Raw genomic sequence first — 12,639 nt, 5'->3', positions numbered from 1 at the left:
AGCTCCGATGGCCTACCACGTGAAGCAGTCGCACCGGGCTCCCGCGGTCACCGAGCCGGTGCCCGTCGACCCGTCGTTGCCGCGGGCGTGCATCATCGGCGCCGGGTCCTCCGGGATCGCCGCCGCGAAGCACCTCCACCTCGCGGGCATCGGCTTCGACTGCTTCGAGACGGGCCGCGACATCGGCGGCACGTGGGTGCTCGGCAACTCCAACGGCCAGTCCGCCTGCTACGACACCCTCGAGATCAACACCTCGTGCCCCCGCATGGCCTACTCCGACTTCCCGATGCCGGCGGACTACCCGCCCTACGCGCGCCACGACCAGGTCCGCGACTACTTCGAGCGCTACGTCGACCACTTCGGGTTCCGCCACACGATCACCTTCGACACCCGCGTCGACGACGTCTCGCGGCGCCCCGACGGCCGGTGGGACGTGCGGTTCACCGGCCCCGACGGCAGCGACACCCGCACGTACGACGCGGTGCTGGTCGCCAACGGCCACCACTGGGACGCCCGCTGGCCCGACCCGGCCTACCCGGGTGACTTCGACGGCGAGCAGATCCACTCCCACGACTACCGCTCCGCCGAGCAGCTCGCGGGTCGCCACGTCGTGGTGGTCGGCGCCGGCAACTCCGCCATGGACATCGCGGTCGAGGCATCGGTGCACGCGCACACCACGACGTGGTCGGTGCGCCGCACCGAGTGGGTGCTCGGCAAGTTCTTCCTCGGCAAGCCCAGCGACCAGGGCCTGCTGCCGCCGGGCTGGGTGCCCTGGTGGGTGACCGCGACCCGGCTGCGGATCGGGGCCATGGCCGCCGGCGGCAGCATGGCCCGCTACGGCCTCCCCGCGCCGCAGCACAAGCCGGGACAGTCCCACCCGGTCCAGTCCGAGCGGATCCGCGAGCGCCTCGCCGCGGGCGCGATCACCGCCCGGCCCGGCATCGAGCGCCTCGACGGCGACCGCGTCGTCTTCGTCGACGGCACGAGCGCCCCGGCCGACCTCGTCGTCTGGGCCACGGGCTACCGCGTGAGCTTCCCGTTCCTCGACCCCGCCCTCGTGCCGGTGCACGGCAACGACCTGCCGCTGTGGAAGCGCACCGTGCACCCCGACCTGCCGGGCCTCTACTTCCTGGGCCTGCTGCAGCCGATCGGCGCGGTGATGCCGCTGGCCGAGGCGCAGGCGGCCTGGATCGCCGAGACCCTCTCCGGGACCTACGTCCCGCCCCCCGACCCCGTGGTCCGACGCCAGATGGCGTCCGAGCACGCGCGCGGGACGCGGCGGTTCTACGCCTCGCCGCGCCACACCATGGAGGTCGACTTCGACCACTACCTCTGGGACCTGGCGCGCGAGCGCAGGAAGGGACGTGCCCGTGCTGCGTCGTAGGATCGCCGGCCTCGTGCTCCGAGCCGTGCGCTGGAAGGCCGTGGGCGAGGTGCCGCAGCGCGGCGTGCTCGTCGGGGCCCCGCACACCTCCAACTGGGACTGGGTGCTGACCATGCTGCTGGCGTGGCGCTACGGCATCACCATCCGGCTGCTGGTCAAGCAGGAGCTCTTCGTCGGCCCGCTCGGCTGGCTGCTGCGCCGCACCGGTGCGGTCGAGCTCGACCGCCGCAACCCCGCCGCCACCATCAAGCAGCTGCTCGCCGAGTCCGAGGGCGGCGACCCCTGGCTCATCGGCATCGCGGCCGAGGGCACCCGCTCGCGCGGGGACTACTGGAAGTCCGGGTTCTACCGGATCGCCCAGCAGACCGGCCTCCCGGTCACCCTCGCCTTCCTCGACGTCCCCTCCCGCACGGTCGGCTGGGGGCCGACGTTCCACGTCACCGGCGACGTGTCCGCCGACATGGACGTGCTGCGGGAGTTCTACGCCGACAAGACGGGCTTCAAGCCCGAGGGCTTCACCCCGCCGAGGCTCCGCGAGGAGGGCCCGGCTGCCGGCTGATCGCCGGTGCGGTCGACACCCCGGACGTCCGGAAGCAGGACACCCCCCGCGGGGGTGGTTCGCTCTGGTGGCCACGCTCGCGCGTGGCTACGGTGGAGGATCCGATCGAAGGGAGCACGACCATGTTGTTCTTGCTGTGGATCCTCGCCGTCATCCTCGTGGTGTCCGGCATCGTGTCGCTCGTCCGGGGGCAGGTGCTGTGGGGCATCGTCCTGATCATCGTCGGCCTCGCGGTCGGACCCGGCGGCTACAGCATCTTCAAGTAGCGCCCGCGACCACACGAGACGGAGAACGAGGAAGAGCCGGTCCCGAGGGGACCGGCTCTTCTTCGTTCTGTACGCCATCAGGGACTCGAACCCCGAACCCGCTGATTAAGAGTCAGCTGCTCTGCCAATTGAGCTAATGGCGCGTGCGGTGAAGCGAGTAGAACTCTACAGCGTCGTCTCCGACAGGCGAAATCGAGGTCACAGCTCGGCGAGCACGGCCTGCGCGGCGTTGTGGCCGCCGAGCCCGGAGACGGCGCCGCCGCGGCGCGCCCCCGACCCGCAGAGCAGCACGGACGCGTGGTCGGTCTGCACGCCCCACTGCTGAGCGGGGGTGTCGAGGCGGGCGCGGTGGGGGGCCCACGGCCACTCGAGGTCGCCGTGGAAGATGTGGCCGCCCGGCATCGCCAGGTCGCGCTCGACGTCCTGCGGCACCTTGGCCTCGATGCAGGGCCGGCCCTCGGCGTCGGTGGCCAGGCAGTCCGCGATCGGCTCGGCGAGCACGGCGTCGATCGAGGCGATCGCCCGGCGCACCGCGAGGTCCTTGGCATCCGGGTCGCCGTCGAAGAGGCCCGCGGGGGTGTGCAGGCCGAAGTAGGTGAGGGTGTGGGCCGACCCGGCACGGTCGCCGAGGATCGAGGGGTCGGTGAGGCTGTGGCAGTAGACCTCGCCCGGCATGGGGTCGGGGATCGCGCCGCCGGCCGCGGCGTCGTACGCCCGCTCCAGCTGGGTGTAGTCCTCGGAGAGGTGCAGCGTGCCGGCGAAGGCGACCTCGGGGTCGGCCCCGGAGCGCAGGGCGGGCAGCCGGTCGAGGAGGAAGTTGATCTTCAGCTGCGACCCGACGGGCTTGGTCTCGGGGTCCTCGCCCTCGCCCAGCAGGATCCGCAGCACCCAGGGCGCGACGCCCGAGAGGACCCTGCGCCCGGTGACCGCGCGCTCGGTGGTGCCGTCGTGGAAGCGGACCTCGACGCCGTCGGCGCCGGGGGCGATCGCGCTGACCCCCGCACCGGTCAGGATCTCCGCGCCCGCCCCGGTGGCGGCACGGGCGAGGGCGTCGGTCACCGCGCCCATGCCTCCGATCGGCACGCGCCACTCCCCGGTGCCGTTGCCGATGAGGTGGTAGAGGAAGCAGCGGTTCTGCACCAGCGACGGGTCGTCGAGCGAGGCGAAGGTGCCGATGAGGGCGTCGGTGGCCACGACGCCGCGCACCGTGTCGTCGGCGAAGCGTGCGGTGATCGCGTGGCCCAGCGGCTCGGCGACCACCTCCCGCCAGGTGCGGTCGTCGACGAGCGCGCGCACGTCGCGCTCGAGGGGGAGGGGCTGCATCAGCGTCGGCGCGACCGTCTCCGCCATCCGGCCGACGGCGGCGTAGAAGTCCCGCCACGCGGCGTACTCCTCGTCGCCGCCGGTCAGGTCGCGGAACGACGCCCGCGTCGCCTCGCCCTCGGGGCGCTCGACGAGCAGGCCGCCGGAGCGGTCGCCGCGGACCCAGGGCGTGTACGACGCGGTGGTTCGCGAGGCGAGGCGCACGTCGAGGTCGAGCTCGGCCATCAGCTGCTCGGGCATCAGGCTGACGAGGTAGGAGTAGCGCGAGAGCCGGGCAGGCAGCCCCGCGAACGGCTCGACGGAGACGGCGGCACCGCCCGTGTGGCCGAGGCGCTCGAGCACCAGGACGCTGAGCCCGGCCCGGGCGAGGTAGGCGGCGCTGACCAGTCCGTTGTGGCCGCCGCCCACCACGACGACGTCATAGGTGCTGCTGCCGGGGTGCATCGGCCCACGGTAGACCCTGGCGGTTGCGTGACGGCGGAGCGGCGCGGGGACCCTCCACCGGGGGGTGGGCCATGGTCCGGGGCCCGCCCGTAGTGTCGACCGGATGTGGGAGCAGGTGCGCAGCCGGGCCGAGGACCGCCTCGGCGACCCGATCTGGTGGAACGACGTCCTCCAGCTCACCAAGACCGTGCTGGCGGCGGTCGTCGCCTGGGTGGTCGCTGCGAGCGTGCTCGACCTGTCCCAGCCGTTCCTCGCGCCGTGGTCGGCGTTGCTGGTCGTGCACGCCACCGTCTACCGGACCTTCGCCAAGGGGGCGCAGCAGGTGGCGGCCACGGTGGTGGCGGTGCTCCTCGCGACCGCGGTGGGGGAGACGCTCGGGCTGACGACGCCGTCGATCGCGATCCTGCTCGTCGTGGCGCTCGTGCTCGGCGCCGTGCCCTGGCTGGGGGCGGAGGCGACGGCGATCGCGACCACCGGCCTGGTGGTCCTCACCACCGGTTTCGAGGACGACGTCCTGCTCGTGGCGCGGCTGCTCGACACCGCGATCGGCGTCGTGGTCGGGCTCGGCGTCAACCTGCTCGTGTGGCCGCCGCTGCGTCGTCGCACGGCCGTGGAGGCCATGGACCGCATCGACGACCGCATCGGCGAGCTGCTCACGGACATGGCGGGCGGGCTCGGCGACGGTTGCCAGGACGAGGACGTGGCCGGATGGATCGACCGGACCCGCGACCTGGACGGCGACCTGGACCGCGCGTGGGGCATGGTGCGGCAGGCCCAGGAGAGCGCCCGGATGAACCCCCGTCGCCAGGCCCGCGCGATGCGTGACCCCCGCGACCTGCACGAGCTGCTGCGCAGGATGGAGCAGGCCGTCGCCGAGACCCGCAGCCTGGCGCGCACCCTCGGCGGTCAGTCGGCCCACCGGGAGACGTGGGGGGAGGACTTCGCCACCCCGTGGCTCGCGATGCTCGACGACGCGGGCCGCGCGGCGCGCGAGGCCGACCCGGAGCTGCTCCGCGACGTCCGCCGTCGACTCTCCGGGCTCAGCGAGGACATGCGCGCCACCGAGCGTTCCGCGGAGTGGCCGGTCTACGGCGCGCTGATTATCAACCTGCGCAACATCGTCGACGCGATGGACCGGGTCGCGGAGGCGAACCCGCTCGGCGGGCAGCGGCTGCCCGTGCGGCTGCCGACGCTGTTGCCGACCCGGCTGCCGGTCGGCCTGCCGCGGAGGACGCGGGCGCGCGGGTGAGACCGGGCGGGTGGACCGACCGAAGCCCGCCAGGGTCGGCGCTATCCAGTTGAGGGTGGCGGCATACGGCATGGTCGGGGTCGGTGGGGGTGTCGTACGCCGCCAGGGTCGGCGCTATCCAGTTGAGGGTGGCGGCATGCGGCATGGTCGGGGCCGCTGGGGATGTCGTACGCCGCCAGGGCCGCCGCTCGCTGGGTGACGGTGGCGGCATACGGCATGGTCGCGGCCGCTGGGGATGTCGTACGCCGCCAGGGTCGCCGCTCCCCGGTTGAGGGTGGCGGCACACGACAGCGTCGGGGCCGGTGGGGGTGTCGTACGCCGCCAGGGTCGGCGCTCGCTGGGTGACGGTGGCGGCACACGGCGGTTGTCCGGGGATCCCGCCGCCGGAGCGACCGCGGAGTGGTCCGCTGTCGGACGGGGCGTGTGAACGCCAGCGGGTGGGCGAACGACAGAGCCCCCGACCTGGACCAGGCCGGGGGCTCCCACCAGGGTGAGTAACGGGACTTGAACCCGCGACATCCGCCACCACAAGGCGGCGCTCTACCAGCTGAGCTATACCCACCATGCCTCGCCTGTCGGCGAGGACGACGTGAAGTGTAGGGCACTCAGCCCGCGGAACCCGCATCGCCGTCGACTTCGGGGCCGAGACCGGTCAGCGTGCCGCCGTGACGGGCCGCGATCTCGCGGGCGGAGGTGCTGTCGGGGCCGGGCTGGGGCACGAAGACGGCCTCGCGGTAGTAGCGCAGCTCCTCGATGCTCTCCTGGATGTCGGCGAGCGCGCGGTGGTTGCCGCGCTTGGTCGGCGCGGCGAAGTAGGCCCGGGGGTACCAGCGCCGGGAGAGCTCCTTGATCGAGGAGACGTCGACGATGCGGTAGTGCAGGAAGGACTCGAGCTCGCTCATGTCGCGCGCCAGGAAGGCGCGGTCGGTGGCCACGGTGTTGCCGGCGAGCGGCGGGCGGCTGCCGTCGGCGCAGTGCTCGCGGATGTAGGCCAGGACCTGCTCCTCGGCCTCGGCGAGGGTGGTGCCGCTGTCGAGCTCCTCGAGCAGCCCGGACTTCTCGTGCATGCCCCGCACGAAGTCGACCATCTGGTCGAGCGCCTCCTGCGACGGCTTGATGATGACGTCGACGCCGTCGCCGAGCACGTTGAGCTCGAAGTCGGTGACCAGGGCCGCGACCTCGATCAGCGCGTCGGCGCCCAGGTCGAGTCCGGTCATCTCGCAGTCGATCCACACCAGTCTGTCGCTCACGACCGGCCACCCTACCGAGCACCACCGACGGCGCCCGCCCGTGCCCGCTGCACGACCTTCTCAGGGTCGACTCAGGCTCACCTCCTAGGGTCGTGACCGTGAAGGACTGGATCGGCCTCGTCGCGCGCCTGGTGACCGGCGTCGTGTGGATCGTCGCGGGCGCGCTCAAGCTGCCCGACCCCACCGAGTCCGTCCGGGCGGTCCGCGCGTACGACCTGCTCCCCGAGGCGGTCGTGCCGACCGTGGGCCACCTGCTGCCCGTGCTCGAGGTGGCGGTGGGACTGCTGCTGGTGCTCGGCGTGCTGACCCGCGCCGCAGCGGTCGTGTCCTCCCTGCTCTTCGTCGCGTTCATCGTCGGCATCGCCTCCGCCTGGGCCCGCGGCCTGCAGATCGACTGCGGCTGCTTCGGCGGGGGCGGGTTCGACGCCGACGCGACGTCCAAGTACCCCTGGGAGATCGCGCGCGACGTGGGTCTCCTGGCCCTGTCCGCGTGGCTGGTCGTCCGGCCGCGCTCCCGCTGGGCGCTCGACCCGGTGCTGTTCGGCAGCAGCGCCGACCCGTCGGGTGCCGACACCGACGAGAGGAACCCCCATGTCGAAGAACACGCCTGAGCGGCGCGAGGCGCGCAAGCAGCGCGCCGCCGAGGCCCTGCGGCAGAAGCAGGCCGAGGAGCGCCGCCGCCGCATCGTCGCGATCGTGTCGGTCGTCGCAGCGGTGGTCGTGATCGTGGGTGGCCTGACGTGGTGGCAGAGCAGCCGCGACACGAGTGGCAAGGTCGCGGACACCGTGCCCTCGATCGCCTCCGGGTCGGGCGCCTCCGACGGCACGCCCGCCGAGCTCGACGGCTACGGCATCTTCATCGGCGACGCAGACGCGCCCAGCACCGTGACAGTCTACGAAGACCTCCAGTGCCCCGCCTGCGCGAACCTCGAGGCCCAGCTCGGGCAGCCGCTCGCCGCGGCCGTCGACGCCGGCAAGGTGCGCCTGGAGTACCGGATGATCTCCTTCCTGGACCGCGCCTCGACCAACGAGTACTCCTCGCGTGCGCTCAACGCCGCACTGGCGGTGCTCGACACCGCCGGTGTCGACGCGTTCCGCGCGTTCCACGACGACCTCTACGCCCACCAGCCCGAGGAGGGCGGCGCCGGGTTCACCGACGACGAGCTCGTCGACCGGGCGGTCGCGGCCGGCGCCACCGAGTCGGAGGTGCGCCCCCAGGTCGAGGGCAAGGTCTACGAGCAGTGGATCAAGAACGCCACCGACCAGATGTCGAAGGACGGCTACAACAGCACGCCGACGATCCTCATCGACGGCAAGGAGTCCGACCCACAGGCGCTCGCCGACCTCGTCCAGGGCAGCTGACGACGCGGATTCTCCCGGCCGGGAGCGGCGCTGTCACACTCGGCCGGGTGAGCCTCCAGAACTTCATCACCGGTCTGCCGAAGGCCGAGCTGCACGTGCACCACGTCGGGTCGGCCTCGCCCCGCATCGTCTCCGAGCTCGCCGCCCGGCACCCTGACGCGGGCGTGCCCAGCGACCTGGAGCGGCTGCGTGAGTTCTTCACCTTCCGCGACTTCGCCCACTTCATCGAGGTCTACCTCTCGGTGGTCGACCTGGTCCGCACGCCCGAGGACATCCGGCTGCTGACCTACGAGGTGGCCCGCGAGATGGCGGAGGGCCAGAACCTCCGCTACGCCGAGCTCACCTGCACCCCGTACACCTCCGTCATCCGCGGCATCGCGATCGAGGCCTACACCGAGGCGATCGAGGACGCCCGCGTCGCCGCCGAGCGCGACTTCGGCCTGGTGCTGCGCTGGGTCTACGACATCCCCGGCGAGTCGGGCCTGCCCGCCGCCGACGCGACCCTGTCCTACGCGCTCGAGCACCGCACCGACGCCCTGGTCGGCTTCGGCCTGGGCGGGCCGGAGATCGGCGTCCCGCGCGCGCAGTTCCAGCCGCACTTCGAGGCCGCGCGTGCCGCCGGCCTGCACTCGGTGCCGCACGCCGGCGAGACCACCGGCCCCGACACCGTGTGGGACTCCCTGCGCCTGCTGGGGGCCGAGCGCATCGGCCACGGCACCTCGAGCGCCCAGGACCCCGCGCTGCTCGCGCACCTCGCCGACACCGGCGTGGTGCTGGAGGTCTGCCCGACCTCCAACCTCGCGACGCGCGCGGTCGACCGGATCGAGGAGCACCCGCTGCGGGCGTTCGTCGACGCCGGCGTGAGCGTGACCATCAACTCCGACGACCCGCCCATGTTCGCCACCACCCTCAACCACGACTACGAGGTGGCCGCGAGCCTGCTCGGGCTCGACGAGCGCGGTGTCGCCGACCTGGCCAAGGCCGCCGTCACGGCGTCCTTCGCGCCTGACGACGTCAAGACCCGCATCGCCGCCGAGATCGACGCGTACGCCGCCGGCGCCTAGCAAGGGTGCGGCCCCGCTACCTCATACGTGGCGGGGCCTGTGGTGATCCTCGCCGGTCGGCCGGCGCGGGCGGGGGAGGTGCCGCGGCGTGTCGCCGTGCCCCCGGACCGTCCCGACCGTGTCGTCGTCAGCCCTCGTGCGCGGAACCCCGACATCGGCCCCGGAACCCGGCTAGGTTCGCGGCCATGGGGAGGCGAGGGCGTTCGCGCACGGCGCAGGCGGTCATGGTCGGCGCGGCGCTGGTCGTCGGGCTGCTGGCGGCGGCGCTGGCCAGCGGTGCGGACGACCCCGGCGAGAGCGAGACGTACACGGTGCTGGACGTCCAGCAGACGTCGGACGGCGTCGAGGCCGTGGTCTCGGTCCGGGCCGGCGGGGTCCCCGAGGACGTGCTCCAGGACGTGCTCCGGGAGCACACCTACGCACGGGTGACCATGACCTGCGAGGGAACGGACCTCGACGAGGACGGGTGGGTCCTCCAGGGCGCCGTCGAGGACGGAAGGGTCGACGTCGTCGTCCCGTACGCCGACCGGGCCTGCTGACACCTGGCGCCCCCGGCAGGACTCGAACCTGCAACCCACGGATTAGAAGGCCGTTGCGCTATCCGTTGCGCCACGGGGGCCGGGCGCCAGTATCCCAGCCGCCCCGCCGGGCTCGTCACGTTGCCCGCCACTCGGGGCGCCCGGCGTGCAGGATGTGCGCGTGAGCGACCCCGGACCCGTTCCCGCGCAAGCCCCGCCCCTCGGCACGTCCGTCCTCGACGACGGGAGCGGCCCCACGCCAGCCACGGTGGTCGCCTGGGTGCGGACGGTGCTGTCCCTGTGCCTCGGGGTCGGCTCCGCGGTCCTCCTCGCCACGGCCCTGGTGGTCGCGATGTCGGTGCAGCACGCGTTCGACGAGGAGCACCCGTGGGCCTTCATGGGGGTGCTGCTGAGCGTGCCCCAGGTGCGTGCCGAGATCGCGCCCGACCTGGTGGACGACGTCGAGGAGGCGGCGGCGGTCACCTTCTCGCCGGTGGAGCGTGCCGAGGCCGAGCGCGCTGTGGACGACGTCCTCGCCTCGGAGCAGCTGCGCGACGCGTTCCGCGACCTGACGGTCGTGGACGGGAGGCTCGACGGCACCGCCTTCGTCGACCTCGCGGTGGCGGCCGTGGAGGACCGGGCACGGGAGGCCTCGCCGGCGGTGCGCAAGCCCCTCGAGGTCTACGCCGACCGGATCGGCACGGTGACCGCACGCGAGGGTGCGGTGGCGGAGGTGGCCGACAGCACCGACGGGTTCCGTCAGCTGCGCCGGTTCGGCTACGGCGTGGCCGGCGTGCTGCTGGTCCCGGCCGTCGTGGGCTGGCTCCTCGCCGTGGCGCTCGCGCGGCGGCGCGGCCTGGCCGCGGCCCTCGTGGTCTCGGGCGGGCTGCTGCTGGCTTCGGTCCTGCTCGCGCCCGGGCGGGCGCTGCTGGACCTGCTGCCCGGACCGCTGGAGGTCCCGGGCGTCGTGCTCGCGACCCTCGGCTCGCTGGTCGGCACCGGCTGGGTCTGGTCGTTGGTGGTGTGGGCGCTCGTGCCGCCCGCGGTGTGGGGGACGGTCCGGCTGCTGCGCCGCAGCCGGACGCGCGACGAGGGCGCCGGGCACCTGTGGGTGCCCTGACGCCCTCGCGGCGTTCTCACGTCAGGGTCGTGCCCTGACCTGGCAGCTCACCTGGCCGCGCGGCTGTCGGCCTTGGTCCGCTGGAAGGCGGTGATGCGGTCGCCGACGAGCGGGGCGTAGGCACCGGCGGTGCTGTTCCAGGCCAGGCCGAACCACAGCTCCGGGGTGGAGAGGATCGACTCGCCGGCCTGGGCGATCGCCTCGGCGGTGAAGCCGTTGTACTCGCCGAGCCCGATCGGGGTGTTCGGGTGGCCGACCGAGTCCATCCACGACGCGAGGAGGGGGATGGCGCGGGCCGGGAGCAGGTCACCGGGGTTGGTGGCGGTGCCGTTCTGGTAGGAGTCGACCGCGACGAACTCCCACTTGTTGAGCAGCGTGGCGTCGGTGAACGCCGCGAAGTCGGAGACGCGGCGGTCGAGCAGCCAGCCGTTCAGGATCGGGCCCACCGCGATGGAGGGGGCGTCGACGGCGTTGAAGAACTTCAGGCTCGCGGCACGGAAGACGGCCGGGTCCATGTCGCCGTTCGGCTCGTGCCAGAAGGTCGCGGTGACCGGGGCGCCGAGGCCGACGAGCTGCGTGCGCAGCGTGGCGAGCCAGGCGTCGTAGGAGCCGTTGGCCAGGGCGGCCGGGTCGGGCACCTTGTAGGAGATCACCGGCATCATGCCGTCGGCGATCGTCTGGCGGATGAGCGAGAGCTGGCTCGTGCCGCTCGACGACAGGTCCGCGAAGATGCGGCGCGCCTTGACGCCGTTGGCGCCGACCTCCTGGATGCGCTGGGGCCAGAGGTTGGCGGGGGCGCTCATGCCGACGACCTTGGGCATCACCGGCGCGGCCGGGGGCCAGGACGACGAGGGCACGGGGGTCGGCGTCGCGGTCGGGGCGACCGTCGGGGTCGCGGTGGGCGAGACGGTCGGGGTCGCGGTGGGCGTGACCGTGGGGGTCACCGTGGGCGTCGCGGTCGGCGTCGAGGTGGTCGGGCTGGCCGTCGGAGACGAGGTGGTCGGGCTGGCGGTCGGCGACGAGGTCGTCGTCGACGTCGGGCTCTTGGTGGGGGTGTCGGTGGCGGCCGCGTTGAGGCGCAGCGTCGGCCGGGCGGCGCTGGTCTTCGACTCCGACGAGGCGAAGGTCAGCGTCTTCTTGGCCGTGGTCTCGACGCGCAGGCTGAGCACCTCACCGGGCGTCACCTTGGTGGGGTCGAGGGCGATCACCTCGGTGGTGCCGTCGACGAGCGCGTCCGACGCACCCAGGCGGGCGGTGGTGGCGGGACGGTTCGACCAGGTGAGGGCGCCCTCGGTCCAGCCGTTGCCGGCGCGGTAGACGGTCACCCCGGTGGCCGAGGACACGCTCGGGCGCAGCCGCAGGGTGAGGGCGCCGACGGTCTCGCCGGCGACGACGTTCGGGACGGTGAAGCGGAGGTAGGCCTGCTGCACGCGCCCGCTGCGGCCGTCGACGCTGAGCGTCGTGGCGGTGCCGGCGTTGGCGTTCGGCTGGGCGGCGCTGACGGTGGCGTCGACCGCCGCGGCGGCGTCGGTGGTGGTGGCGCCGGCAGGGCCAGAGGCGATCGCGACGCCTGCCAGGCCGGCGGCGGCCAGCAGGGCCGTCGCCGTTCTCGTGGTGTGGGACATTCTCAGAGCACTTTCCGGTGGGGGGTGCTGGCCGCGCGGGGGTGTTCACGGCCAGGTGCACCCGAGGACAGGCGGGCCCGTCGTCGTGGTGCTGCGGTCCCCGAGGACTGCGTCGCCGCGGGACCGGTTTCCTACCGGACTGCCCGAGACAGTCCGGAGAGGAACGGACGCCGTCGGCATCACCCCTGGACGGGGGAGCTCAGCTGCGTCCGCTGTGGAGTTGTTCGCGATCGAAGATCACACTGGACTCATCGGCCGAGATGCGACTTACCTTCGATCTTTCTTGACGGTAACTTGATAATTCTTCGAGATCCCAATCGCCGTGAGAGCCCGTAGTTCCGCCACTTTTGTGCCCCTCGTCGTCCGACTCGACGTGCCACCGGACGTGTCCCGCGCTGTGTGAACACGTGTCCGGAAACGCTCCACGAGGACCCCCTCGCCCGCCCGCTCGCACCCCCGGGCACGACGAACGGCC

12 protein-coding genes and 3 tRNA genes are annotated in these 12,639 nt (G+C 73.0%); 9 read left to right on the top strand and 6 right to left on the bottom strand.

Features of this window, described 5'->3' with window-relative positions; all coding sequences use genetic code 11:
- The first annotated feature begins 7 nt into the window (after window positions 1-7).
- The 3 genes from ACFFJG_RS04280 (at window position 8) to ACFFJG_RS04270 (ending at window position 2,209) form a co-directional block, all read left to right on the top strand.
- Window positions 8-1,384 carry a flavin-containing monooxygenase gene (locus ACFFJG_RS04280; protein ID WP_378517360.1) on the top strand — a complete coding sequence of 459 codons (1,377 nt, stop codon included), beginning with the start codon at window positions 8-10 and terminating at the stop codon, window positions 1,382-1,384.
- Entirely contained in the window at window positions 1,371-1,943 is a 573-nt protein-coding gene (locus ACFFJG_RS04275) for a 1-acyl-sn-glycerol-3-phosphate acyltransferase (protein ID WP_378517359.1), read from the top strand. Before ACFFJG_RS04280 ends, ACFFJG_RS04275 begins: the two co-directional genes overlap by 14 nt.
- Before the next feature lie 122 nt (window positions 1,944-2,065).
- On the top strand, window positions 2,066-2,209 hold the full coding sequence (locus ACFFJG_RS04270; protein WP_183079600.1) for a GPGG-motif small membrane protein: 144 nt from the start codon (window positions 2,066-2,068) through the stop codon (window positions 2,207-2,209).
- 70 nt (window positions 2,210-2,279) lie between these two features.
- Here the strand turns inward: ACFFJG_RS04270 and ACFFJG_RS04265 are convergent.
- Window positions 2,280-2,352, bottom strand: a tRNA-Lys gene (locus ACFFJG_RS04265).
- Window positions 2,353-2,407: 55 nt separating this feature from the next.
- On the bottom strand, window positions 2,408-3,976 hold the full coding sequence (locus ACFFJG_RS04260) for a phytoene desaturase family protein (RefSeq protein ID WP_378517358.1): 1,569 nt from the start codon (window positions 3,974-3,976) through the stop codon (window positions 2,408-2,410).
- A 103-nt stretch (window positions 3,977-4,079) separates the two neighbouring features.
- Between ACFFJG_RS04260 and ACFFJG_RS04255 the strand changes: the two genes are divergently transcribed.
- A complete protein-coding gene (locus ACFFJG_RS04255) occupies window positions 4,080-5,225 on the top strand; it encodes an FUSC family protein (RefSeq protein WP_378517357.1) in 1,146 nt (381 codons plus the stop codon).
- 489 nt (window positions 5,226-5,714) lie between these two features.
- Here ACFFJG_RS04255 and ACFFJG_RS04250 read toward each other — a convergent pair.
- Both ACFFJG_RS04250 and orn read right to left on the bottom strand, forming a co-directional pair.
- A tRNA-His gene (locus tag ACFFJG_RS04250) sits at window positions 5,715-5,787 on the bottom strand.
- Window positions 5,788-5,830: 43 nt separating this feature from the next.
- The gene (gene orn / locus ACFFJG_RS04245; RefSeq protein ID WP_378517356.1) at window positions 5,831-6,475 is read right to left on the bottom strand and encodes an oligoribonuclease; all 645 of its coding nucleotides are present in this window, start codon (window positions 6,473-6,475) and stop codon (window positions 5,831-5,833) included.
- Between the two features lie 98 nt (window positions 6,476-6,573).
- On the opposite strand from orn, the gene ACFFJG_RS04240 reads away from it, so the two are divergent.
- The 4 genes from ACFFJG_RS04240 (at window position 6,574) to ACFFJG_RS04225 (ending at window position 9,440) form a co-directional block, all read left to right on the top strand.
- Entirely contained in the window at window positions 6,574-7,086 is a 513-nt protein-coding gene (locus tag ACFFJG_RS04240) for a MauE/DoxX family redox-associated membrane protein (RefSeq protein ID WP_378517355.1), read from the top strand.
- Window positions 7,067-7,837, top strand: coding sequence for a DsbA family protein (locus ACFFJG_RS04235; RefSeq protein WP_378517354.1), 771 nt, complete (start codon window positions 7,067-7,069; stop codon window positions 7,835-7,837). The genes ACFFJG_RS04240 and ACFFJG_RS04235 overlap by 20 nt, the downstream gene beginning before the upstream one ends.
- Before the next feature lie 47 nt (window positions 7,838-7,884).
- The gene (locus ACFFJG_RS04230) at window positions 7,885-8,901 is read left to right on the top strand and encodes an adenosine deaminase (RefSeq protein WP_378517353.1); all 1,017 of its coding nucleotides are present in this window, start codon (window positions 7,885-7,887) and stop codon (window positions 8,899-8,901) included.
- Window positions 8,902-9,086: 185 nt separating this feature from the next.
- Window positions 9,087-9,440, top strand: a complete 354-nt coding sequence (locus ACFFJG_RS04225) for a hypothetical protein (protein ID WP_378517352.1) — start codon at window positions 9,087-9,089, stop codon at window positions 9,438-9,440.
- Between the two features lie 4 nt (window positions 9,441-9,444).
- On the opposite strand, the gene ACFFJG_RS04220 is transcribed toward ACFFJG_RS04225, so the two are convergent.
- A tRNA-Arg gene (locus tag ACFFJG_RS04220) sits at window positions 9,445-9,520 on the bottom strand.
- An 80-nt stretch (window positions 9,521-9,600) separates the two neighbouring features.
- On the opposite strand from ACFFJG_RS04220, the gene ACFFJG_RS04215 reads away from it, so the two are divergent.
- The gene (locus ACFFJG_RS04215) at window positions 9,601-10,539 is read left to right on the top strand and encodes a hypothetical protein (RefSeq protein WP_378517351.1); all 939 of its coding nucleotides are present in this window, start codon (window positions 9,601-9,603) and stop codon (window positions 10,537-10,539) included.
- A gap of 47 nt (window positions 10,540-10,586) precedes the next feature.
- On the opposite strand, the gene ACFFJG_RS04210 is transcribed toward ACFFJG_RS04215, so the two are convergent.
- A complete protein-coding gene (locus ACFFJG_RS04210; protein ID WP_378517350.1) occupies window positions 10,587-12,164 on the bottom strand; it encodes a CBM96 family carbohydrate-binding protein in 1,578 nt (525 codons plus the stop codon).
- Window positions 12,165-12,639: the final 475 nt, after the last annotated feature.

Origin of the sequence: Nocardioides zeicaulis (assembly GCF_042432345.1) — a bacterium.
GTDB classification, from domain to species: Bacteria; Actinomycetota; Actinomycetes; order Propionibacteriales; family Nocardioidaceae; genus Nocardioides; species Nocardioides zeicaulis.
The sequence above is the reverse complement of the archived record's forward strand: the minus strand, read 5'-3'. Positions and strand labels throughout refer to the sequence as shown.